Annotated in this window: 22 protein-coding genes and 2 tRNA genes; 11 read left to right on the top strand and 13 right to left on the bottom strand. The window is 55.4% G+C overall.

Features of this window, described 5'->3' with window-relative positions; genetic code table 11:
- Positions 1 to 280, bottom strand: a 280-nt coding sequence (locus tag G505_RS0120095; RefSeq protein ID WP_028110706.1) for an IS3 family transposase, incomplete at its 3' end; no start/stop codon positions are given.
- Between the two features lie 275 nt (positions 281 to 555).
- Between G505_RS0120095 and G505_RS0120090 the strand changes: the two genes are divergently transcribed.
- The gene (locus G505_RS0120090; protein ID WP_028111156.1) at positions 556 to 1,722 is read left to right on the top strand and encodes a hypothetical protein; all 1,167 of its coding nucleotides are present in this window, start codon (positions 556 to 558) and stop codon (positions 1,720 to 1,722) included.
- Positions 1,723 to 1,746: 24 nt separating this feature from the next.
- Here the strand turns inward: G505_RS0120090 and G505_RS0120085 are convergent, their stop codons facing one another.
- Positions 1,747 to 2,643 carry a LysR family transcriptional regulator gene (locus G505_RS0120085; RefSeq protein ID WP_028111155.1) on the bottom strand — a complete coding sequence of 299 codons (897 nt, stop codon included), beginning with the start codon at positions 2,641 to 2,643 and terminating at the stop codon, positions 1,747 to 1,749.
- 99 nt (positions 2,644 to 2,742) lie between these two features.
- Between G505_RS0120085 and G505_RS0120080 the strand changes: the two genes are divergently transcribed.
- Complete coding sequence (locus G505_RS0120080) at positions 2,743 to 3,351, top strand: short chain dehydrogenase (protein ID WP_028111154.1); 609 nt, start codon at positions 2,743 to 2,745, stop codon at positions 3,349 to 3,351.
- Between the two features lie 45 nt (positions 3,352 to 3,396).
- Positions 3,397 to 4,302, top strand: a complete 906-nt coding sequence (locus tag G505_RS22200) for an MBL fold metallo-hydrolase (protein WP_051216541.1) — start codon at positions 3,397 to 3,399, stop codon at positions 4,300 to 4,302.
- Positions 4,303 to 4,757: 455 nt separating this feature from the next.
- Here G505_RS22200 and G505_RS0120070 read toward each other — a convergent pair.
- From G505_RS0120070 to uvrY, 5 genes are all read right to left on the bottom strand, one after another.
- Positions 4,758 to 4,844, bottom strand: a tRNA-Leu gene (locus G505_RS0120070).
- A 39-nt stretch (positions 4,845 to 4,883) separates the two neighbouring features.
- A tRNA-Cys gene (locus G505_RS0120065) sits at positions 4,884 to 4,957 on the bottom strand.
- A gap of 118 nt (positions 4,958 to 5,075) precedes the next feature.
- Positions 5,076 to 5,630 (bottom strand): CDP-diacylglycerol--glycerol-3-phosphate 3-phosphatidyltransferase, encoded by a 555-nt coding sequence (pgsA, locus tag G505_RS0120060; RefSeq protein ID WP_084644089.1) that lies wholly within the window; start codon positions 5,628 to 5,630, stop codon positions 5,076 to 5,078.
- Between the two features lie 51 nt (positions 5,631 to 5,681).
- Positions 5,682 to 7,520, bottom strand: a complete 1,839-nt coding sequence (uvrC, locus tag G505_RS0120055; RefSeq protein ID WP_035385607.1) for an excinuclease ABC subunit UvrC — start codon at positions 7,518 to 7,520, stop codon at positions 5,682 to 5,684.
- A gap of 11 nt (positions 7,521 to 7,531) precedes the next feature.
- Complete coding sequence (uvrY, locus tag G505_RS0120050) at positions 7,532 to 8,173, bottom strand: UvrY/SirA/GacA family response regulator transcription factor (RefSeq protein WP_028111151.1); 642 nt, start codon at positions 8,171 to 8,173, stop codon at positions 7,532 to 7,534.
- A 498-nt stretch (positions 8,174 to 8,671) separates the two neighbouring features.
- On the opposite strand from uvrY, the gene gloA reads away from it, so the two are divergent.
- Both gloA and G505_RS22195 read left to right on the top strand, forming a co-directional pair.
- Positions 8,672 to 9,085, top strand: coding sequence for a lactoylglutathione lyase (gene gloA / locus G505_RS0120045; protein WP_028111150.1), 414 nt, complete (start codon positions 8,672 to 8,674; stop codon positions 9,083 to 9,085).
- Between the two features lie 35 nt (positions 9,086 to 9,120).
- Positions 9,121 to 10,545, top strand: a complete 1,425-nt coding sequence (locus tag G505_RS22195; protein ID WP_035385606.1) for a Mur ligase family protein — start codon at positions 9,121 to 9,123, stop codon at positions 10,543 to 10,545.
- Here the strand turns inward: G505_RS22195 and G505_RS22190 are convergent.
- The gene (locus G505_RS22190; RefSeq protein WP_035385605.1) at positions 10,542 to 10,805 is read right to left on the bottom strand and encodes a hypothetical protein; all 264 of its coding nucleotides are present in this window, start codon (positions 10,803 to 10,805) and stop codon (positions 10,542 to 10,544) included. The genes G505_RS22195 and G505_RS22190 overlap by 4 nt on opposite strands.
- Positions 10,806 to 11,011: 206 nt before the next feature.
- Here G505_RS22190 and speB point away from each other — a divergent pair, with 206 nt between their 5' ends.
- Entirely contained in the window at positions 11,012 to 11,929 is a 918-nt protein-coding gene (gene speB / locus G505_RS0120030) for an agmatinase (RefSeq protein ID WP_028111149.1), read from the top strand.
- A 203-nt stretch (positions 11,930 to 12,132) separates the two neighbouring features.
- Entirely contained in the window at positions 12,133 to 13,158 is a 1,026-nt protein-coding gene (locus tag G505_RS0120025) for an acyltransferase (RefSeq protein WP_028111148.1), read from the top strand.
- Positions 13,159 to 13,290: 132 nt separating this feature from the next.
- On the opposite strand, the gene G505_RS23210 is transcribed toward G505_RS0120025, so the two are convergent.
- Positions 13,291 to 13,488, bottom strand: a complete 198-nt coding sequence (locus G505_RS23210; RefSeq protein ID WP_169628238.1) for a hypothetical protein — start codon at positions 13,486 to 13,488, stop codon at positions 13,291 to 13,293.
- Positions 13,489 to 13,859: 371 nt separating this feature from the next.
- Here G505_RS23210 and hemG point away from each other — a divergent pair, with 371 nt between their 5' ends.
- The 3 genes from hemG (at position 13,860) to G505_RS0120005 (ending at position 15,911) form a co-directional block, all read left to right on the top strand.
- On the top strand, positions 13,860 to 14,384 hold the full coding sequence (gene hemG / locus G505_RS0120015; protein ID WP_028111146.1) for a menaquinone-dependent protoporphyrinogen IX dehydrogenase: 525 nt from the start codon (positions 13,860 to 13,862) through the stop codon (positions 14,382 to 14,384).
- Between the two features lie 19 nt (positions 14,385 to 14,403).
- Complete coding sequence (locus tag G505_RS0120010; RefSeq protein WP_035385604.1) at positions 14,404 to 14,913, top strand: cytochrome b/b6 domain-containing protein; 510 nt, start codon at positions 14,404 to 14,406, stop codon at positions 14,911 to 14,913.
- 356 nt (positions 14,914 to 15,269) lie between these two features.
- Positions 15,270 to 15,911 (top strand): deoxynucleoside kinase, encoded by a 642-nt coding sequence (locus G505_RS0120005; RefSeq protein ID WP_245568411.1) that lies wholly within the window; start codon positions 15,270 to 15,272, stop codon positions 15,909 to 15,911.
- A gap of 97 nt (positions 15,912 to 16,008) precedes the next feature.
- Here G505_RS0120005 and G505_RS0120000 read toward each other — a convergent pair whose 3' ends face one another.
- Positions 16,009 to 16,797 carry a D-hexose-6-phosphate mutarotase gene (locus G505_RS0120000; RefSeq protein WP_169628237.1) on the bottom strand — a complete coding sequence of 263 codons (789 nt, stop codon included), beginning with the start codon at positions 16,795 to 16,797 and terminating at the stop codon, positions 16,009 to 16,011.
- Between the two features lie 339 nt (positions 16,798 to 17,136).
- Between G505_RS0120000 and G505_RS22185 the strand changes: the two genes are divergently transcribed.
- Positions 17,137 to 17,442: a hypothetical protein gene (locus G505_RS22185; RefSeq protein ID WP_035385603.1), complete on the top strand. Its 306-nt coding sequence runs from the start codon at positions 17,137 to 17,139 to the stop codon at positions 17,440 to 17,442.
- A gap of 29 nt (positions 17,443 to 17,471) precedes the next feature.
- On the opposite strand, the gene G505_RS0119990 is transcribed toward G505_RS22185, so the two are convergent.
- The 3 genes from G505_RS0119990 to G505_RS0119980 form a co-directional block, all read right to left on the bottom strand.
- Complete coding sequence (locus G505_RS0119990; RefSeq protein ID WP_028111142.1) at positions 17,472 to 18,926, bottom strand: methyl-accepting chemotaxis protein; 1,455 nt, start codon at positions 18,924 to 18,926, stop codon at positions 17,472 to 17,474.
- A 162-nt stretch (positions 18,927 to 19,088) separates the two neighbouring features.
- A complete protein-coding gene (locus G505_RS0119985; protein ID WP_028111141.1) occupies positions 19,089 to 21,068 on the bottom strand; it encodes an MtrB/PioB family decaheme-associated outer membrane protein in 1,980 nt (659 codons plus the stop codon).
- A gap of 11 nt (positions 21,069 to 21,079) precedes the next feature.
- Positions 21,080 to 22,009, bottom strand: a complete 930-nt coding sequence (locus G505_RS0119980) for a DmsE family decaheme c-type cytochrome (RefSeq protein ID WP_084644094.1) — start codon at positions 22,007 to 22,009, stop codon at positions 21,080 to 21,082.
- Between the last annotated feature and the right edge of the window lie 149 nt (positions 22,010 to 22,158).

Genomic DNA, 22,158 nt, shown 5'->3' with positions numbered 1-22,158 from the left:
TCAAGAGAGCGGTGGCTTTTTTTAATATCACCTTCTCTCGCTCAAGACGGTTAATCCGGGCCTCCAGCTCCTGAATCTTCTGCTGTTCTGGAGTCAGGGCTTTGTTTGTCGGTGTGGTGCCGCCTCTCTCCTCCTCCAGCTGCTTAACCCAGCGCCTGAGGATGGTCTCACCGATATCGAGAGAGCGGCTGGCTTCGGGGACTGAGTATCCCTGGTCGAGTACTAGACTGGCAGCCTCGAGCTTGAACTCGGGCGTGAAGGAACGACGTTTTCTGGTCATGGAACACCTCTTGTTACGGTGGTGACTTTACCACCTTAAGTGGTGTCCGGGATCATTAGACCACTACACTAAGAGCGCCGTTCAATTTGACGCCCTTTCGAGTTATTTGCCCGTCAGGAACATGTTATCAAAGCCGACACGGCACACCCTCCTATCCCCACGGGATAAAAGGCGCTATTTTTCAACTCCTTGTCACATTTTGAGCAGGCCTTGCGCAAAACTAAAATGTCATTGGATACCATAGCTTTATTCAATCAATAACAAGGAAGTCGTTCATGTTGGAAGTCAGTTCGCTCTTAGTATCGGCGGTACTCAACCTCAGTCCCATGGAGCCACCCATTGATGTCGATGTCGTATTCATCGTGGAGCCACAGGCTATTGAAGAGCTCAACCAACAATATATTCGCAATAGAATTACTGAATGGGTGTTTTGGGCCAATCAGGTTGAAGGTGTCCCCTATCCTAAAGTGAAATTTCAAACCAAAGCAGTATTGCAATCCAACTATGGCAATTTAGCTGATGTGGTTTACACCACCCCAATTGCCGATATGGACGCAGCAGCCGCAGCCATACAAAATCAGATCTCTGAAGGGGCAGACACAGAAGCCAGCCAAGCTATGCAGAGGTTCGGCGCAGACCTCGTCACCTACGTTGTTCTTGAGCCAGACACTCAAGGAAACACCTCCGGTTCGTCAGGCTACTCGGCCTCCATTCTTTCGCTGACAGACAGTACGCCCGACAGTTGGGCTCATGAAGCGTTTCGACTGGCAGGGCTTGATACATTGACTGAGGAGGCGTGCACTCAAAAAGACAATGTGATGTGCCCCACCCAGGCGTTAAGAACCGCTTTCCCGCTCAAAGTGAATGAGCAGCAAATTGACTACCTTCACCAGGTGCTCTTTGACCACACCCTGCCACAAAAACGATGGTTTGATATCACGGCCACCATGCCTGAACTGGCGCAAGCTCAGTTGGAGGTGGAACAGGAGGCACTCAATGAGGAGATGCAGGGAAAAGTGGATTTCAGAGTCTGGCTGGCGGATGCCGATGGACAGGAAGTTACCCTGAATGAGCGAGTGTCCATTGAGATCTACGCAGACTCCGACAGTGCAGAGCCCGGTGTCCACTTCGATGACGGTTTTACCCAACGTGTGGATTTTCTTCCCGGGGTGTCCAGCAAAAACGTCAGCCTGAATATCGATCTATCCGGTAGCCAATGGCTTGAGCTGGTTGTCGGGATTCGCGACGGGGAAAAACTGGGGACAAGCCAAGGCCAACGCTACTACTACGACCATAATGTGGTTTTTCTGCCGGTCCCCGAAGAGAAGCCAGAGGATTCTGATGGCGGTGGATTGAGCCTCATCAGTTTGTTCGCGTCCATCTGGGCACTCCTATTGCGTCGGTTTACCCTGAGATGGAGCAAGAGTGTCGCAGGTTCATGAGCGACACGACGCCCCCAGTTGACGCTATATCAGGAATAGCTCGTTGGCGCCGAGCCAACGCTGTACCGCTTGGTTAAAAGTGGTCAGCTTCTGGGGGGTCACCCGCCTCTGGGCGTATATGAGGCTCATGCTGTGGGTTTTCACCGACCACTGAGGCAGCACCTGAATCAACTCCCCCTTTTCCAGCAACTCTTCCACCTGGTAATAGGGCAGACTGGCCAGCCCCATACCGCTCTGTACCAGCTGAAGCATCGCGGCATAAGTATTGACACTGAGCCCTCCGGTTACCTCCACCGTATATCGTCGATCATCGCTTACCAGCTCCAGCTGATTCCAGCGCTCGTTCTGGCTGTTCAATATGAATCGACAGCGATGAAGATCGGCTATCTTTCCGGGTCTGGACGACTCGGCGAACGCCGAACTGCACACCAGTACATTGCGAATGTACCCCAGATCCCTGGCCACCACATCCTTGGGCAACTCATCGTATGCCCGAAAAGCCACATCGAAGTCACCCGCCTCTATCTGACGGCGTTTAGGGCCAAAATCCAGAATCAGATTGACCTTGGGGTATAAAGCCGTGAACTCGGGGATAACGTGCCGACACAGAGCCCGGCCAAATTCGAAGGGAGCAGTGACCCGAAGATCGCCACTGAGCTCCTGAGTCAAATCCCTGACCTGCATCTCTGCCTCTGTGGCCAGTAACTGGATCTGACTGGCCTTGACCAACAGAGCTTCCCCCGCTTCGGTGAGATTGATGGATCGTGTAGTACGCAGCAACAACCTGGTTGCCAGTGTCTCCTCCAGCTTCTGCACATGACGGGAGACCAAGCCCTTGGACACCCCCAGGCTTTCCGCCGCGCGGGTAAAACTGCGCTCCTTCGCAACGATCACAAAGGTCTGTAGATAGGCGAGATTCATTGATTGACATCATTTACTAAACAGTGAACTCATTTATCGCTGTTTTTCTACGTTTGGCAAGCAACTACCATCCATTTCATAAACAAACGGAGACAATCAATGAAAATACTGATTATCGGTGCATCCGGCACCATTGGCAGCAGAGTGACAGCGGCACTGGAGAGCAACCATCAGGTGATCCGGGCAGGGAAAGACTCTGGAGAAGTGTCGCTGGACCTGAGCAACCCGGAGTCGATTCGGCAAGCACTGAGCCAGGTCGCACCGCTGGACGCCATTGTCTGCGCCGCCGGAGCAGTGGCCTTCAACCAGTTCGATAAGCTCAGCCGAGAAGAGTGGGATCTGGGCATCAACAGCCGCCTGATGGGCCAGGTAAACCTCACCCAAATAGGCACAGAGTTTCTCAACGACGGCGGCAGCATCACTCTGACCAGCGGCATCATCGCCGATCACCCCATCGCCATGGGCACCAGCGCCGCGACTCTGAATGGCGCCATTGAGCATTTCGCCAAAGCGGTCGCCCAGGAACTGCCCCGTGGTCTGCGCGTCAATGTGGTCAGCCCCACTGTGGTAACCGAATCCCTGGCCGTCTATGGCGACTACTTCCCCGGTTTCCACTCTATCGACGCCAAAGACCTGGCCCTCTCCTACCTGAGATCAGTACAGGGCATAGAGACCGGACAAACCTTCAAAGCCCATGCCGGAAACTGACCCCCTATTCCACACAGGGGAAACAAAGACACAAGGAACCCAATTATGAAACGCCTGAATCCAACTCTGATCTCCGCCCTGGGCCTGAGCCTGGCCAGCAGCTTCTCGGCGAGTGCCGCCCAGCCGCTGGAGGTTGAGCTATACCGGGGCGAAACCGCCTCGGTGAACTCCACCATCTTCTCCGACGGTGAATCGTTGATCGTCATGGATGTGCAGCGCTCCACAGAGGAGGCGAAAAAGCTCGGTCAGCAGATCAAGGCCAAAGGCCTGCCTCTGACCCACATATTGATCACCCACGGCCATCCAGACCATTACATCGGCATGGATCACCTGATCAAAACCTTCCCGGACGCCAAAATTGTGGTGGCCAATGACGCCATCAAACAGGACATTATCGGCTTCTCTACCTGGATGGAAAGTGTCGGTTGGCTGGACGCCGAGCCCAATCTGAAGCCCAAATCGGCTAAGCACCCACAAGGATTTGATTATCAGAACAGAATCCAGGTACTGCCAAGCAATACCCTGGCGTTTGCCGGGGGCAACACCCTGACATTGGAGACTCAATACCAGCCGGCGGAAGCGGAGCATGTGACTACCGTTTACGTAGACAGCCTTAATGCCCTGTTTATGTCTGATCTGGGTTACAACAAGGTGCACCTGTGGATGGGTCAAGGTGTCACCAACCAGCACATCGACAACTGGAAGCAACAACTGACGGAAATGGAGCGCCAATACGCGCCGCTGCAACCCACCCTCTATCCGGGCCACGGCGCGCCGACCGATGCCAAACTGTTCTCCACCATGATCGAATACATGGAGTACTTTCAGGCGGTCACCGCCGACGCGCAAACCAAGGAAGCAGCCATGGACGCGATGAAATCAAAATACCCGGACTATCGAGAAGCGGACTTCCTGCTCAAATACAGCGTGGACTTCCACGTTCAGCCCTAACCCATCTTCGGGGTGGCTGCGGCCGCCCCGTTTATGTTGGCATGACCTGATAGTGACCCGAGACACCAGAGACCTGGGTACCCACATCCAGCACCCCAACAGCAACTGTTCCACCTCAAGCAGAAAGACGCAGAGATCACAGAGGGGATTCGGTGTCCAGTGGCGCAACCAAACAATCAGCGCTCCCCGCATGGAACAAACCACAGCAAAAAAAGATCAATGGCGGTAACAACCCGACGCTCAGCATTCCAAAGCAGTTGGGGCACCTAAAGCGGACGCGAACCCGCCGCCCCTATCAAAAAAGCCCCGCCTCTTGAAGAAACGGGGCATTAATCTGCTATCCATGGCGCTGAATGTCAGCCGCAGGCGGTCTTGTCCCTTTTAGTCAGGCAACAAAAAAGCCCAACCTCCTGAAGAGATTGAGCTTTTATGTGCTAACCATAAAGGTTAGAAGATGGTGCCCCGGGCCGGACTTGAACCGGCACGCTGTTACCAGCGAGGGATTTTAAATCCCTTGTGTCTACCAATTTCACCACCAGGGCAGGGTCTTAAAAAGTATCGCTACTCTCTATACCCAAAAGTGGAGGCGCGTCCCGGAGTCGAACCGAGGTCCACGGATTTGCAATCCGCTGCATAGCCACTCTGCCAACGCGCCAGTTGTTCCGTGTTTCGGAACGCTGTGTATTCTACTTAAACCCCTTTGGCGGTCAATAACCTTTTGTTGGTTATGGGGTTAAGTGCTGTGTATTTATGCAATGCCCAGGTGAATTGCTTTATCCGTGGGCAACCAGGTCCTTCCAGGCCGCTTTCAGATAGACCAGCATAGACCATAGGGTCAGTGCCGTAGCCACATAGAGCATCACCATGGAGAGGTTAATGACCCACTCATTGTAATGGGTAATCAACCCGGTAATCGCCAGCATCTGGGCGGCGGTCTTGAATTTGCCGATCCAGGACACCGCCACGGAGGAGCGCTTGCCCAGCTCCGCCATCCATTCCCTCAAGGCGGATATCACGATCTCGCGGCCAATCATGATGATGGCGGCGATGGTCATCCAGATGGAGCCTTCGTAGCTCTGCACCAGTACCACCAGGGCGCTGGCCACCATCACCTTGTCCACCACAGGATCGAGGAAGGCACCAAAGGGGGTGGTCTGATTCAGTTTCCTGGCCAGGTATCCATCCAAAGCATCGGTAAAAGAGGCCAACACGAAGATGCCTGCCGCGGTCATATAGGCGTACTGCCAGGGGATATAATAGAAAACCAGAAAAAACGGGATCAGGATGAGCCGTAACAGTGTGAGTATATTTGGAATATTTAAGGTCAAAACAAACGCCCTAGCCGGCCCACTTCAGCCGTCAATCATGCCGAAAACCGATCAGTCGCGCAACGCATCATGAATCTTTTGTGCCAGTTCTGTGCTGATTCCTGGCACTTTGCCTATTTCCTCAACACTGGCGCGCTTAAGTTCCTGCATTCCACCCATATATTTGAGCAGAGACTGACGCCTTTTGGCCCCAATACCCGGTATATGCTCCAGGGTAGATTGTGAACGAGCCTTACCACGCGCCGCACGATGACCACTGATGGCAAAACGGTGTGCCTCGTCCCGTATGTGCTGTATTAGATGCAGCGCCGGAGAGTCTGCAGGCAAATCGATCACTTCCCGGGTAAATCCCACGAACAGGGTTTCCAGACCGGGGCGTCTTCCCTCCCCTTTGGCCACACCGATCACCAGCGGTGGCTCAATACCCCTGGCTGACAGGGTCTCCTCCAGAATGGTTTCTGCCTGGGTCAGTTGACCCCGGCCTCCGTCGATGAAGAGGATGGTGGGCAGATTGGCCGCATCGGTCACCTTTTCGAAACGACGCTTCACCGCCTTGGCCATGGCGGCGTAATCGTCCCCCGGGGTGATGCCGTCAATCTTATAACGGCGATACTCCTTCTTAGCCGGCCCCTCGGCGTCGAACACCACACAGCTGGCAATGGTGCGCTCGCCCATGGTGTGGCTGATGTCGAAACACTCCATCCTCTCTATGGGGCCAGACAGTTCCAGGGTGTCGGTGAGCAGCCGGTAACGATCGGCAATGGTGGACTTATGCGCCACCCGGCTGGCCAGGGCGGTCGCCGCATTGGTGGCCGCCAACCGTTGGAACTGAGCCCGGTCACTGCGTACCGAGTGTTTCAGTGCCACCTTATGGCCGCAGCGCTGAACGATCGCCTCCTGCAGCACCTCTTTATCATCCAGTTCAAAGGGCAGGATGATCTCCGTGGGAACCTGGCGCTCCTCCCCTCCTCCAAGATAGAACTGCATCAGGAAGGAGGCGGTCAGTTCATCGTTGCCGGTGTCCGCCGGCAACTTGGGAAAATAGCTGCGACTGCCGAGAATCTTACCCTCCCGGATAAACAGCATATGGCAACAGGCCATGCCCTTATCGACGGAGACCCCGAGGATGTCCATTTCGCCCAGGCTGCCATGGACCCCCTGCTGCTCCTGGACGGTGCGCATCGCCTGAATCTGATCCCGGTACAGGGCCGCTTTCTCAAACTTGAGTTCGGCACTGGCCTGCTCCATCCATCCCACCAACTGGTCAATCACCTGCAGATTCTTGCCCTGGAGGAACAGGGTGGCCATCTTCACCTGCTCGGCATACTCCTCATCGCTGATCTTGCTCACGCAGGGGGCACTGCAGCGCTTGAGTTGATACTGCAGACAAGGCCGGGATCTGGCCTTGTAATAGCTGTCTTCACACTGACGAATGGGGAACAGCTTCTGCATCAGGTGCAGGCTGTCGCGAACGGCGCCGCCATTGGGGAAAGGACCGAAGTAACGCCCCTTGGCACGACGCGGGCCGCGATGAAACCCCAACTTGGGGTGGCGGTGTTCTGACAGAAAGATATAGGGGTAGGACTTGTCATCCCGCAGCAGCACGTTGTACCTGGGCATGTACAACTTGATGTAGTCATGCTCGAGGATCAGCGCTTCGGTCTCGGTGTGGGTGACGGTCACTTCGATATGACGGATCTGTGCCACCAACGCCTGAGTCTTGGCATCGGGTAGCTGAGCGCGAAAATAGGAACTGAGGCGTTTCTTGAGGCTTTTGGCCTTACCGACATAGATGACGGTCCCACCCGGTGCGTCGTACATGCGATACACACCGGGCTGAGAGGTGACCGCTTTCAGGAAGGCCTTGGAGTCAAATTGTATTTCGGACATTGAGCTGGTTGTCAGAGTTTCTCTGCGTCCAGCATACCATAGCGAATGGCCAGGCGGGTCAGCTCCACATCACCACCGATGTTGAGCTTCTGGAACAGCCGGTAACGATAGCTGTTCACCGTCTTCGGGCTCAGGTTCAGACTTTCGGAGATATCACTGACCTTTTGCCCTGAGGTGATCATCATCATGATCTGCAGCTCCCGCTCCGACAGGTCATCGAAGGGGTTCTCCTCGGTCTTAAACTTGTTCAGTGCCATCTGCTGGGCGATCTCCGGCGACAGGTAACGCTGACCACAAGCCACCTGGCGGATCGCCTGCACCATCTCCACCGGCGGCGCGTTCTTAGTCAGGTAACCTGCGGCACCCGCCTGCATCACCTTGGTAGGGAACGGCTCTTCGGTATGGATGGTCAGAACAATGATCTTGGCATCGGGATTAAACCGCAAAATCTTGCGAGTGGCCTCCAGGCCGCCGATACCAGGCATGTTCATGTCCATAAGAATGACGTCGGCATGGTTCTTCCGGCACCAGTTTACGGCAACCTCACCATCTTCGGCCTCACCGACGACCTTGATGCCACGCTCGTCATCCAAGATGCGGCGAATTCCGGTACGGACCAGGGCGTGGTCATCAACTAGATAGATATGGATCAAACTCCATCCCCTTCAGACAAACGATATTCGCTGTTTGAAACAGCCTTTCGATAATACTGTATTGTGGACCGTAATCAAGCAAATCATCTGGACGTCTGCGCGGAATCTGTACGCTCAGGTTTCCGAGTAAGATACTGATTTAAGTTAAATAAATTATACAATCAGGATCACCGGCGACAGGGAGTGATGCCCCTTGCCCTACCGGTTGCTTGAACCAGCTACATTTTTTCAGCCAGCTTACCAAGGAAAGTCCGGGTTGAAATCCATTTTTAACCTCACCGCAACACGCGGTGGCAATGACTCACAGCGGTTATGGCAAAACTCTTACCCAACTGGTCGAGGCTTGTTCAACTAGCTGTATTTAAATAGATAAGTGAGGATACTGCCCTGACATCTGCATTGAGGTGAGAGGCGGATCCCGATTTAACGGCTTCTGTGGTCGCATCCCTCAGGGTTTATCTTTAAACTTGGCTGCAAACGAACACTAAGGAACGCACCATGCCGCAGATGCTGCACACCATGCTTCGGGTCGGAGACCTGGATCGCTCAATCAAATTCTACACCGACGTACTGGGCATGAACCTGCTGCGCCAATCGGTCAATGAGGAGTACAAGTACACCCTGGCCTTCGTTGGGTTCGGCGAAGAGAAGGATGGTCACGCCGTCGTTGAGCTGACCTACAACTGGGGTGTGGAGGAGTACGAGATGGGCAACGCCTTCGGACACCTGGCCCTGGGCTTCGACGACATCTACGCCGCCTGCGACAAGATTAGGGCTGCCGGTGGCCAGATCACCCGTGAGCCTGGCCCGGTTCTGGGTGGTAACACCCACATCGCCTTTGTGCGCGATCCCGATGGCTACATGATTGAGCTTATTCAGATGGCTCAGGCTTCTGCCGGCCTGGACAACTGATCCTATTCTGGCCTGGGTCTCCCGGGCCTTGATTTATGAACCAAGATTCCCGCCTGCAACAGCTTGACGCTCTGCAACCCAAGACATTCAAACTGGACAGCCGATCCATTGAGCCGGGTGACGCCTTTGTCTGCCGACAGGGGCTGACCGTCGACAGTCATGAGTTTGCCCAAGCTGCGGTGGCCGCCGGAGCCACTCTGGTTATTGCCAACAGGCCGCTGGAGCTTGAGGTGCCCTGCATCGTCACCGCCGGTTTTGCCGATACCCTGGCGCTGCTCAACGGCTATCTGGAGTACCCAGGCGATCATCTGACTCAGATCGGAGTCACAGGCACCAATGGCAAGACGACGGTGGCCTTCGGTCTCTACCAGCTGCTCGATGACATTACCCCGAGTTGCTATACCGGGACGCTCGGCAGCCTCTACCGGCAATTGCTGACGCCCACCGTCAATACCACTCCGGATGCCCTGACGCTGCTGGAACGCTTCGGCACGCTGAGGCGCCTGGGGTTAACCCATCATGTGATGGAGGTCTCCAGCCATGCACTGGCACAGGACCGGGTAGACCACGTCGCCTTCGATTGTGCGATTTTCACCAACATCACCGAAGACCACCTGGATTTTCACGGTAATCGCGACAATTACATACAGGCGAAGCTGCGTCTTCTGGATAAGTTGAAGCCGGAAGGACGCGCGGTGGTCAACCTGGACGATCCCTGCGCCACCATGGTTCTGGACCGGTGCCGCCATCGGGGTCCGGCCCTGACCCACAGCCGAGCCAACCCGGAAGCAGACCTGTACGCCGAGGTGATTCACTGCGATCTTCAGGGCAGTGAGTTCTGGCTGCACCATCTGGGAGCAAAATATCGCTGCACCCTGCCCCTTCCCTTTGAGTTCAACATCGACAATGCGCTGGCCATGCTGGCCGCGGGTCTGATTCTGGGCCATTCCCTTCAGCCCTTATTGACCAAACTGACTGCATTGGCACCTGTCCCCGGCCGCTCCCACAGCATTGCCCTGAGTAACAACCGCCAGGTGGTGGTGGACTATGCCCACAACCGTGCCAGCCTGGCTACCCTGATAGCCCAGGCCAGGAATAGCAGCTACGGTCAGATTCATACCCTGCTGGGGGTGACCGGCGACCGATTGGCCGATGCCGAAGAGATTGGCGAAACGGTTCTGGCGCTGTCCGATCACAGCTACTTCACGGCAGATAACCCTCTTGGCGTCAGCCTGACCACCTTGCTCGACACCATGGATCCCCGACGGCTGTCTCACCAAATTGAGGACAGGGCCCAGGCAATTCACACCGCCCTGAATAAGATGGCACCGGGCGACCTGCTGCTGTTGTGTGGAAAGGGGGAGGAACGCCATCAATACCACAGCGCCGACAAGCTGGCCGCCACCCCTTATCCCGGCGATGCCGAGGTGGTAAAGCTGTGGCAGGAAGTGGTGATTTAAAAGCCTCGAGAGGTGCGCCTGAGCACCTCTTCACCCTCTATGCGGATCACCACCGTAGGCCAGAAAAGCTGGTAATTCACCTCCACCTCTATGGGAAGCTCTCCAACCTTACCGACCAGCCGCTGTGCAGAGGGTAAACCGAATAGCGCACCGTTTCTGTCCTGCAGCGCATTATCCACATAGAGCCGGCTTCCCGCCGCCCAGGTTGAGCTCACTTTGATGGTGCGGCCTTGCCACTCCAGTGACCATTGATGGGCCATGTCACATCTCCAAAATCTGTTCTGGCCCCAGTCTACCCGGATATTCAGCTTAACCAAGCCGGCAGCCGATCAGTTGGTCAGAGATCCTCCAAGGAAAAATCTGCCTCTCCACCGCCAATATCAGATGACAACAACCGCGACTGTGTGGACAATAGCCCCTGATATTCCATAACCAGTCCGTCACCACGGTGACACTTGAGGTCTGTATGGCAACACTTGCCGATAAGAAAGATTATTCGCTCTATTCCAACGCCTTTGGCTTTCTGCGCCGCCCCCTGGACTTTCGCCCCTCCGAATCCGATGCCGACTGGGTGATCTCCGGCGTCCCCTTCGATCTGGCAACCACTGGTCGTCCCGGCAGCCGCAACGGTCCCGATGCCCTGCGACGTGCGTCGGTTAACCTGGCCTGGGAAGATCACCGTTTCCCCTGGCGATTCGCCCTGGAAGAGAAACTCAAGGTAGTGGATTGCGGGGACCTGGTGTTTGACTGCGGTGATGCGGAGCAACTGGTTCAGGGACTGGAAGCCCACGCGACCAAGCTGCTCCAGGCTGGCAAGCAGATGCTCACCTTTGGCGGTGATCACTTCGTCACTCTGCCCCTGCTTCGCGCCCACGCCAAACATTACGGTAAGCTGGCTCTGGTTCATTTCGACGCCCATACAGACACCTATAGCATGGGCAGCCGTTATGATCATGGCACCATGTTCTATCACGCTCCCAAAGAGGGTTTGATCGACACCGACCACAGCATCCAGTTGGGTATTCGTACCGAGTACGGCTACGACGATCACCCCTTCCAGGTGCTGCATGCCGATGAAGCCAACGATCTGCCCGCCAAAAAGATTGCCGAGATGATTCGCAGCCGGGTAGGTAACCTGCCGGTTTACCTGACCTTTGATATCGACTGTCTGGATCCCGCTTTTGCACCGGGTACCGGCACACCTGTGTGCGGCGGCCTCAGCACAGACAAGGTGCTGAAGGTGTTTCGTGAACTGGCTGGTCTCAACATTGTCGGCATGGACCTGGTTGAAGTGGCACCCGCCTATGACCAGAGCGAAATCACCGCACTGGCCGGGGCCACTCTGGCCACCGAGATGCTGCATCTGGTGGCGTTCAACAAATAGACGACACCGAGACGAACCAACCGGAGGGTTTCGCGGCCTGGAGCCCACGCCAACCGGTTGGTTATCGACTCAGCCCAAACGCCCAACCTTTGAGCACATAACAGATCAGTCCTAACCCAGGCTGAATGGCTTAAGCCCCTAATCTGTCTTCATTACTCTCACTAAGGTATGCTGAATAAGTTTTCCCCCAGGAGCCTTATCGCATGTCCCAGACGAGACCATCCATCTTCTATCTCGACTTGTTACGCTGCCTGGCTGCCATCGCTGTTGTGCTGATCCATGTTTTGGGCCCCTGGCGCCACCTGTGGGGCCTGGCGCCCATGGACCAATGGATGGCCGCTTCCGGCTACAATGCGCTTTCCCGCTGGGCCGTGCCCGTCTTCATGATGATCACCGGTGCCTTGTTGTTGTCCGACAATCGCCCCTTTGTTTGTAAGGACTATATGAAACGGCGATTACTCAAGGTTGTTGTGCCTTTTATCGCCTGGACCCTAATATATTCAATAGCTTCCGGTTGGGCCGACGGCGGGTTTTCGCAAGAACTGGCCATTGACACCCTGGTTGGTTCACCACGAGAACCTGCCTGGTATCACTTGTGGTTCTTTTATGACTTTATTCCTCTCTATTTTGTCATTCCCCTTTTAGCCCCCCTTCTGGCTAATATGAACAAAGAGAGGATTAAATTGATCATTGCCGCCTGGATGCTATTGACCTTGACGCACTGGCTGCACGTCGATACTCCACTGAGGCAGAATTTGATTCTCTATAGTGGATATCTGATTCTCGGCTGGTATCTATTCAACAGGGATAATAGTCAGCAGGTGAAGTGGTGGGTATTGGCCGGATCTCTGGCTTTGCTTATCAATCTGACTGGTACTTGGTGGTTTGCCGAACTGAAGCGTGGCTACAGTGCATTTTTTATGGGATATAAATCTCTGAATACTGTCGTGATAGCCGCAATGCTGTTTGTATTAGCCCAACGCTATGCCGATCGCATTCAGGGACCACTGCGTAAGATTATCAGCCTGATCGCCCGTTACAGCCTGGGAATCTATCTGGTTCACCCTCTGCTTCTGATCCCGGTAAGAGACCTCGGTAATGGCGTCTATAGTTGGTTTGGCAGCAACTGGATCGGCCTGCCGGCGATCGCCATCCTGACGCTATTTGCCGCTCTGCTGTTGACTATGGCGCTCTCCAGAGTGCCTGTGATCAATCGCCTTGTTCCCTAAGACAGAAAAGCCCGGCACCCCAAAAGGGGCCGGGCTTTAAATCAAGTATCCAGATAGAATTATTAGTTATCTATTAGTTCTATTTTACCAGTTATGGATATCTGTTTTGCGAATCTAAATCTTCACAGGCATTTAGACATACTTGCCTTGCTCAATTTCACCTTCTCTAACGTCGAATGCTCGACAAATTGAGGCTTCCTGAGCGCTGGTGGTTGCTTCCCTTTCCAACCGCTCAGTCATTAATTCAAGTGTATCTAATGTTCTGGCCTTGCGAAGTTTAAAGAGATAATCCATCTCTTCTTCATTCAATTGCTCTAATCTAATTCTCATTGATTTTGCTTCTGTGGCGGCGGAACCCTTTACGAGGGGGTGACAGCTCCGAGGGGAAACATTCAGGACTAAGTATACCACCTTTTCAACTACCAGGTGTATTTTAAAATGAACCGCACTCAGCCAAACAGTCATACCAGAGTTCACTTTGTAGCGGTTTTCCTCCTGCTTTGAGTGGCAGACGATAAAGAGAATCGAGACTGGCGACCACTTTCAGTAACAGTTACTTTACCTGTTTAGTTCACAAAAGAAGCAGTTGAAAGGCGATTCACCAAGTCCCCGCCCCAATCGGTGATCCCCTTCAAGTTATCCTTGGGCCTCCTTTGGCTATGATGGGAGCGTCGAGATAGGGTCAACCCGCTGGAGAGTAAATGAGCAATACACTTATCGCCTATTCCACCGATAAGGGGCAGACACTAAAGATCTGCAATAAAATCAAAACCCAGCTCGAGAGCTGTGGTGAGGTGGTATCCCTGCATAACCTGGCTGAAGGAGATGTGGATCTGACCAGATTCGACAAGATCCTCATCGGCGCCAGCATCAAACACGGTAAGCACGCTCACAGAGTCTTTAAGTTTATCAAGGAGAAGCAGCCACAACTGGAGCAGAAGCCCTCTGGTTTCTTCTCGGTATCCCTGGTGGCTCGCAAACCCGGAAAAGACTCGGCTGAAACCAACCCTTATATGCAGGCATTTCTCAAGCGCATCACCTGGACACCTGACTTTATGGAAGTGTTCGGTGGCATGGTGGACTATCAGAGGTACAACTTCTTTGATCGCCACATCATTCGTTTCATCATGCGGATCACCAAGGGCCCAACCAACCTGGATGCCTGTATTGAATACACCGACTGGGACAAGGTAGACAGATTCTCCCAGCGTGTAGCCACATACTGATCCCAAGGAGAATGACAGGATGGGCATACTCTCTCAGCTAATGGAAAAGCTCCATGTCCTGCTGGCACTGCTGGCAATCTGGATACTCTCGACTTCAGGTCAGGTGCATCTGGCCAACCGCATCCACGACAAGGCCGGATGGTGGGACTACAACCACATAATACTTGGCACTGTTACTGCGGTGTTGAGTGTGATGTTTCTGGTCAAGTGCTGCCGTCATGGTCAGTGGCGTCTCTATTTCGGCTGGTGCCTGGGCCAGTTTGGCCCCATTGCCAAGGACTGTCGCAAGCTGGCCCAACGACAACTGCCTGCGGCGGGCTCACCGGGCCTGCTGACCTTTATTGAGGGCATTGGTCTGCTGTTGATGCTGGCCATTGGCCTGACTGGCCTGGCCTGGCTGGCGACCCTAGACAGCAGCCTGGCCATGAGCTGGCGAAGCTGGCACATCATGCTCAGTGACTACCTCATCTGGTACTTGGTCGTTCACGCCATCGCCTCGTTCAGTCATTTCCTGGAACTGATGAGATAGAGTCAGGATAACGAAAAGCCGGGTTTTTCCCGGCTTTCTGGCTCCAGCCCCTCAAAACCCCTCCTTAATCAGCTCAATTTATCGCCATGGCGCGCACTTTTCACCCAAGCAATGTTTTTGCTACCGAACGCCAAGATTCTCAATTTGAGGAAATATTCTATTTATTCAATCACATAATCAGGCTGCAAGATTTATTACGCAGTAAATACCAAATATTATTCACTCAGGCACCAACTCTCACTGACAAGCTCCATTTTCCTATAGAAAGTTGCGCTTAAATTGCCATTTTCCCGTTTTAAAAACTCTGTGTTCTGATATTATGCCCATCCCAATATCAACAGCAGACCACAGTGACCATGACTCAAGAATTCGAACTGATCGCCATCGAAGGCAACATCGGCGTAGGCAAATCCACCCTGCTGCCGAAGCTGGCCCATCAGTTAACCAGCCAAGATGACAAGCCCTGGAAGCTTATCATTGAGGAGGTGGACACCGATCCTGAGTTCCAGCGTCTGCTGAAAGCCTTTACCAACGATCCCAGCCAGCGAATCAACTTCCAGCGCTACATCACCAATAAGCGTGCAGAGACCTGCCAGGATCTGGACCCAGGCTACAACTACATCATCGAACGCTCCCTGTTCTCTGATCTGGTGTTCTGTCAGGCGAATCTGGCTGAGGCATGCCGCCCCGACGGCAAAGATCTGGATTACTACTACGACATCCAGGACAAACTGCGTGATTACCCTCAGGTAAGTGCCGTGGTCTACCTCAAATCCGATCCTGAAGTTGCCTACGATCGCATGCTGGAACGCGGCCGTGACGCCGAACTGGGCACGCCACGCAGCTACATTCAGCTGATTTCCGACTGCCATAACACCTTCCTGCCGCACATCTGCGAGAAGTACAACACCCAGTTACTGACCGTAGACTGGACCCATTTCGGCTGTCCGGAAGGCCTGGCTGAAGATGTGCTGCAGGTCTGCAGCAAAGATGACTGATGTTTAGAGTGATTTTTCTAAAAGACTGCAGTTAACTGAAGGGGAAAGCTACGCCGAACCTTCCGTTGATTGATGCCGCCCCTCTGGGGCGGTTTTTTTATCTCTGGCGGCTGACGGTTACTGACAACTGCTTGCCCTGCCCCGGCAAGAGCATCACCCCCTCCTCGCCCAACAAGGCGGTTTCCACACAGAGCATGGACCCTGCCTGTTCCGGCAGCATGTCTGCGGGTAGCCGTTTACCTGGATTCCAGACCACCACAGAGTCCATCCCAGACTGATCCAATAGCAGACTGTGTCCCGGTGTCGACAACACCACCTGGCTTTCAGCCTTGGGGTAGATCCTGTCCAGAGGCGGACGAACCTGAAGGGCGCCAGCGTGTATAACACTCTGGCCGCTGAGTTTGTCACGATAACGTCCGCCCAGCCCGTGCACCTGGCAGCGATCCACCTGTCCCACCTCAAAGTAGGAATGAAGCGCGGCGGAAAAAGGCCAGGGCTTGCTGTCACAGTTATGACAGGTCAACGTGAGGGTGAGCTGATGACCAATGTGGATATCCAATTGCAGTTCATAGGCAAAGGGCCAATAGTCCGGCCGAATGTCATCGTCTGACAGACACAGGGAAATTATGGTGCCCTGGACCTGCTCACTGATCTCATCCAGCTGCCACAGTTGGGTACGGGCAAACCCGTGAGAAGGCAAATCCGCCTGGGAGCCGTTGTTCCCAAACCAGGGCCAGCAGATGGGCACCCCACCCCGAATGGGACGGGTCTGGTCCAGCAGGGCTGTGTCGCTCAGCCAGAGCCAATTATTGCGACCTACGGGGGTAAAACTGAGGATCTGACCGCCAAACAGGCTGATCACTGCCTCGGCGAAACGATTTTGCACGACCAGTACCGGAAGACCGCCTTTCAAAGTGCCTCGAATGACGCTTTCGGTAAGAACCTGTTGGGAAACTAAGTGCAAACCACTGTTCATATTGCGCTCTTTAAGCTCCTCTGACCTTAGAGGATAGCTCCGATGACAGCGCTTTGCCGTAATTGGCGAACCGGGTGCTGGAATAACCAGCAATTCCACCATGATAAAGGGCCAATCTATGAAGATGATTTCAAAAAACCTGACGGGGTTAATCCATATATTTTGATATATGACAAGGACTTATGAGCATTCCAAGCCTACACTCCTTGCCTTCTACCACGCCATATTCATGTGACAAGGAGAGTTGTGGTGTCCTGGGTGTGTCCACAGTGTCATGTACTGATAGATGACGATACCTTTTCCCAATGTTGGAACTGCTGTGCCAAACGGCATCCTGAAGCCGATGAAGCCGCGGTTCTGCCCCAGTGCGAGCGCTGCGATTCAGCGATGGTGCCCTATGGTGATGCCAGCATTGATCCCTTAAGCCTGATCAATGGTCTGCCCCACTCGAACGCCCCCTTCAAGCTTTTCGCCTGCCCTGAATGCGGCCGGGTCGAACGCTACCTTACGAGTTCGGCGCTAGAGCGTCTGAAGACCCCTGAACAGGCGGTGTAGAGCGCCCTCAGTGCCGGTGTTGAACGTGCTCAGGCTCTGCTCTCCAAAACGGCGTGCAGATCCTGTGTTAGCCTGCGCACCACTTCCACCTGCTCAGCCAGCCTGACTCTCTGGTCGGCAACCTGGCCTGCCACCTCGGCGGTTTCCCGCGCCGTGTCGCTGACGCTGACGCCTGCGGTTGACAACTCTTCGACCGAGGAAGCCTGCTGAGCGATTAGCCCGGTAAGCTTTCCTACCTCCTCACGGCTGCCAGCCACCTGGGACAGAATGCCGGAGATGGTGTTGTTGGTCGCACCAATCACAGACTGGCCCTGCTCAACCTCGCGGCGGCTGAGGTCCAGTATGCTGCGTATCTCCTTTGCCGCCTGATTGCTCTGAGCCGAAAGCTCTCGCACCTGGTCGGCCACCACCGCAAATCCCCGGCCATGACTGCCAGCGCGAGCCGCCTCGATGGCAGCATTGAGCGCCAACAGATTAGTTTGCTCCGCGACCTGGGTGATCAGTGCCGCGACACCGGTGATCTTGTCATTGGCGTCCAGTATTCGGGAAATTGCCTGGCCCGACGCCTCCAGGCTGCCCGCGCTGCGCTCAGCCTCGCGGTTAATGCTGTCGCTGTGTTGATTGAGCTCCGAGACAAACTGGTCACTGCGCTGGGTATCCCGGGTCAGGCGTTGCAGCTCCGTGGCTATCTGTTCGGCAGCGGCCGATTGGTCGGCGCAGTTGTGATGCAGTTGGTCCACTTGCTGCTGCAACAAACCGGACTCCTGCTCCAGATTACGGTTTACCTCAGAGAGCTGCTGAACATTATCATTGACCCTGGCCAGAACGTCAGACAGAGACTGCTCTCCCTGGCGGGCCCTGTCCAGCGCGGCCTCACTCTCCTGACGGGACTGAGTCGCCTGACGCAGTGCTCTGACGCGCTGAGCAGAGGTAAAGGCCAGGGCAATGCCAATGACCAGCAGAGGCACCACGATGCCGGTGATCGCCTCCATCCGCAGGGCAGAGGCAGATAAAGTCAGGTCCGGATAGCTGCCGCCGGAAAGGGCGTGGAGTACCATGACCAACGCGATGCCACCGGCACACAGAGACCACAGGGTCGCCATCAGCAAGCCGGCGCAGAGGAAGTAGGCCACCATCAGTACCGGCACCCACAACCCCTGACTGGAGGCCAGCATGCCGCCGGACTGGTAGATAAGGTTAAGGCAGTGAAGGCTCATTCCCAGAAAGCCCAGGTTCAGGGCGGCCCGGTAAGATGCAGAGAGCTTGAGCACCACCGCCCCGGACAGTTCCAGAGCGATAAGCACAATGGAGGTCAAAACCAGAGGCTGTACGCCCTGGCCCTGCCACTTGATCAGGCTGTAGACCCCGGTGAGAAGAGAGAGAAGCAGAAAAAAAAGAGTCGTATCAATCTTGCGGACATCCTCGGCACCTGTCGGCAAAATGGCGGGTAAAAACAGCGTTCGCCACCAGTTTAAGGGATTCATTCCTGCACTCCGTTTCATCCTCATAACTTGTGGAGACAGGATAATACAGTCACTCCACCCCAAATAGAGCAATTACTCTATTTGAGACTGGCATCACATCAAACTACCGAAGCTGAAGATAAAAAAAGGGAGCCTTTCGGCTCCCCTGTTTTGTTGGCGTTGTTACAGCTTGTAGCTGAAGGTTGCCATCACCAGGTGGGCATTGTAGTCCTGGCTGAGGTCACCCAGGGTTGTCAGCCCCCAGACCCCCTGACCTGGGTAGTTGACCACCGGAATATCGGCGTAATCGCTGTCCTGATAGCGCTCATATTGATAACGCAGGCCGATAGCCGAGCGGTCGCTGAGGGCGTACTCTGCACGCAGCTGCACACTGTGGCTGGTGGACTCATACTCGCCCAGATACTCAGGCGCACTGGTGTGACCATCGCTGATGGACAGTGCATACTGATAGGATGCAGACAGCTTGACGCCCCACTCCTTCAGGCCCAGGAAATCGGCAGAGACACCGGCGAAGCCAAACTCGTCGCTGCTCAGGGCGGACCAGGTGGCGTAGTCACCGTTGTCACTGCCCAGCTGCTCGTTGTCGATCCACTGGTAGCCGCCAAACAGAGACAGGTACCAGGCGTCGCCGGGTTCCCAGCCAAGACTCAGATCATAGCCATAGTCTTCGGACTCGATCAGGCCGATGTCAATGTCGTCGTAATCGTCCAGGGCATAGTGCATCCGCAGGTCGATGCTCAGCTGAGGCAGCGGCGTGTGGCCGATCTCCGCCACCACCTGGGTGCGGTTTCTGTCCGCCAGGTGGTATTTGCGCATCAGGTCGTTCTCCTCGGAGGAGGTGACGCTGTCCGCCTCGAAGCGGCTGCCGTCCCGCTGACCATAGCTCGCCTTCAGGCGCAGGTCCCACAGCTCCAGGGAGCTCAGCCGGTAGCTGACCCACACCTCGGTCTCGTCGGTTTCTTCACGCTCACTGGCACTGCGTTCGATGTTCTCGTACTCGATGCCGGCGGAGAGTTTCTGCCCCATGGCCAGGCGGTAATCCGCTGACAACCGATAGTTGGCCTTGGTGGTGTCCAGCGCCTGAGTCTGCTCCACCTGACCACTGAGCTCGCCGAAGCGGATCCGTTCAATTTCGTACAGGGTGGAGTCGTTGTCGCGATCGCGGTAACGGGCGGCGGCGCGCAGGGTCAAGTTGGATGAGAGCCGACTGGTCAGCCCCAGGTCCGCATCCAGGGTATCCACCTTGAGATCCGCCGCTTCCACACCGGCGGGAACGCCGGTCAGAGTCACCAGATCCGCATCCTGCTTCTGCTCACCGGTGGCCACACGACCGCTGATACGGGTGCTGCCCGCCTGGTAGCGACCTTTAAGGAACAGCTGCTGGGCCTGGTTGTCCGGGGCTCCGGCCAGGGCTGATTCGGGCGCCTGAACGGCAAAGCCCAGTATGTCATTGTCATACCAGCTGCCCTGGTAGCCCGCTTCCAGCAACCAACGCTGGCCGCTGGTGTTGACCGCAGCAATGATGTTGCGGGTAACGCTGTCGACCGGTTTGGCGATATTGGTGGTATTGCCCAGCAGACTGACACTGCCAACCTGCTTACCGGTAAGCTCCTCATTGTCAAAGGCTAATCGAGCCCCCCAACGGTCTCCCATGTAGCGCGCGGCGAAGCCCAGCTTCTCCCGCTCCAGCTTGAGCTGTTCGGTCTTGTCCAGGTTGGAGGGATCGGTCTGTGCGCTGGTGGTGTCCACATGGGACTTGGTGTCCAGCTCCGCCTCTACCTGCCAGCTGCCCGGCATACGGTGGCTCAGGCGCAGATCGCCTCGTTTGCTGCCCAGCTCCTTGGCCTCAACTTCGCTGCGGACACCAGAGTCACTGATGTGCAGAATGTCCGCATCGACGCCGGCGGCAAAGCCGTCTTCATAGCCCAGGGCATTGGAGGCATGGTCATCATCGGTGATGGCACTGCCCGCCGCCAGAGTAAATTCACCCTGAGTCCCCACATTGGTGTTGCACTTCTTACAGGCCCACTTGCTGGTGTTGGCCTTCTCCAGATTGGCGGCATTAACGCCAAAGTCGAACGCCTGCACCTGGGTGCTGGCCGCCATCATCGCCAGGGCGATGGCACTGATACTTGTCTTCATGGTCTCACCCCTTAGAACTGGAACGCCTTGCCGGACGGATGGTTGGAACCGTGGATCTGGCTGTGGCAGTTCAGGCAGCCCTGCCCTGCGGTTTGAATGCTGCCGTTACCGCCAGGAATGGTGCTGGGGTGGCCATCTTCGCTGTGGCACTGCTTGCACAGCATGGGGACCCGGGTCTTGAGCATCCCTTCGTTCACGCTGCCGTGGGCGTTGTGGCACAAGCTGCAATCTTCCATCACCGGCTCATGCTCCCACAGGAAGGGACCGCGCTTGTCCGCGTGGCACTGATGGCAGGTGTCGTTGACGGTGGCCTGGTTCATGGAGGACTCACTCAGGGAGCCATGAGGGTTGTGGCAGTCGGAGCAGGCCATCTCATCCCACTTGATGGGGTGAGCGGAGCGCTTGTGGCTGTCGGCCTTGACCTTGGTGTGGCAGCTCTGGCAGCTCTGGTTCTGTCCCTCGGTGGTCAGCACCTGGTCCTTGGCCACGTGCAACTGGTGGCAGTCTACGCAGGCGACGTCATCGGAGGCGTGGGCACCCAGGTGCCAGTCACTGCGGCCGGAGTCGTCGTGACAAGCCAGGCAGACGCTGTTTTGCATCTCGGCGGTCAGAGGGGAGTCATCACCAAAGGTGATCATCGGCTCATTCTTGCCGCGGTGTTTGCCCTGAGGGCCGTGGCAGGACTCACACTGGAGACCGGCCATGGGGCCTTTCACCACGTTGGGATTGCCGTGAATGCCATCGAAGATGGCAGCCACCCCCTCGGTTTTGCGATGGCACATCATGCAGCCATCGGCGCCCTTCTTGGAGTATTTCCCCTGCTCAAATTTTTGCTGCAGCTTGGTAAGCAGCTCAGCATCTCCGGCCATGGCCTGGGAGGAAAACCCCAGACCCAATGCCATCATGGTTACCGCCCCGATGGACAGCGCTTTTCTCATCATCATCATGTTTGCCAACTGTTTGAATGTTATTGGTCCGGCCCCCTGAAAAGGGGCCGCAAACAGGCTGACGGTAAACCGATGAGGCGTGAAATACTCTGGGGCTTTTCACAGTGATCCGGCTTTTGCCAGCCAGTTAACATAAAAAAACC

It is taken from the genome of Ferrimonas futtsuensis DSM 18154 (assembly GCF_000422645.1).
GTDB classification, from domain to species: Bacteria; Pseudomonadota; Gammaproteobacteria; order Enterobacterales; family Shewanellaceae; genus Ferrimonas; species Ferrimonas futtsuensis.
Note: the sequence above shows the minus strand (reverse complement) of the source record. Positions and strands in the feature narration are given on the sequence as shown.

Excerpts from the sequence above, each read along its gene's own strand:
- G505_RS0120090 (WP_028111156.1), top strand. The coding sequence starts at position 556 with ATGTTGGAAGTCAGTTCGCTCTTAGTATCGGCGGTACTCAACCTCAGT.
- G505_RS0120085 (WP_028111155.1), bottom strand. The coding sequence starts at position 2,643 with ATGAATCTCGCCTATCTACAGACCTTTGTGATCGTTGCGAAGGAGCGC.
- G505_RS0120080 (WP_028111154.1), top strand. The coding sequence starts at position 2,743 with ATGAAAATACTGATTATCGGTGCATCCGGCACCATTGGCAGCAGAGTG.
- G505_RS22200 (WP_051216541.1), top strand. The coding sequence starts at position 3,397 with ATGAAACGCCTGAATCCAACTCTGATCTCCGCCCTGGGCCTGAGCCTG.
- uvrC (WP_035385607.1), bottom strand. The coding sequence starts at position 7,520 with ATGTCCGAAATACAATTTGACTCCAAGGCCTTCCTGAAAGCGGTCACC.
- gloA (WP_028111150.1), top strand. The coding sequence starts at position 8,672 with ATGCCGCAGATGCTGCACACCATGCTTCGGGTCGGAGACCTGGATCGC.
- G505_RS22195 (WP_035385606.1), top strand. The coding sequence starts at position 9,121 with ATGAACCAAGATTCCCGCCTGCAACAGCTTGACGCTCTGCAACCCAAG.
- G505_RS22190 (WP_035385605.1), bottom strand. The coding sequence starts at position 10,805 with ATGGCCCATCAATGGTCACTGGAGTGGCAAGGCCGCACCATCAAAGTG.
- speB (WP_028111149.1), top strand. The coding sequence starts at position 11,012 with ATGGCAACACTTGCCGATAAGAAAGATTATTCGCTCTATTCCAACGCC.
- G505_RS0120025 (WP_028111148.1), top strand. The coding sequence starts at position 12,133 with ATGTCCCAGACGAGACCATCCATCTTCTATCTCGACTTGTTACGCTGC.
- G505_RS23210 (WP_169628238.1), bottom strand. The coding sequence starts at position 13,488 with ATGAGAATTAGATTAGAGCAATTGAATGAAGAAGAGATGGATTATCTC.
- hemG (WP_028111146.1), top strand. The coding sequence starts at position 13,860 with ATGAGCAATACACTTATCGCCTATTCCACCGATAAGGGGCAGACACTA.
- G505_RS0120010 (WP_035385604.1), top strand. The coding sequence starts at position 14,404 with ATGGGCATACTCTCTCAGCTAATGGAAAAGCTCCATGTCCTGCTGGCA.
- G505_RS0120005 (WP_245568411.1), top strand. The coding sequence starts at position 15,270 with ATGACTCAAGAATTCGAACTGATCGCCATCGAAGGCAACATCGGCGTA.
- G505_RS0119990 (WP_028111142.1), bottom strand. The coding sequence starts at position 18,926 with ATGAATCCCTTAAACTGGTGGCGAACGCTGTTTTTACCCGCCATTTTG.
- G505_RS0119985 (WP_028111141.1), bottom strand. The coding sequence starts at position 21,068 with ATGAAGACAAGTATCAGTGCCATCGCCCTGGCGATGATGGCGGCCAGC.
- G505_RS0119980 (WP_084644094.1), bottom strand. The coding sequence starts at position 22,009 with ATGATGAGAAAAGCGCTGTCCATCGGGGCGGTAACCATGATGGCATTG.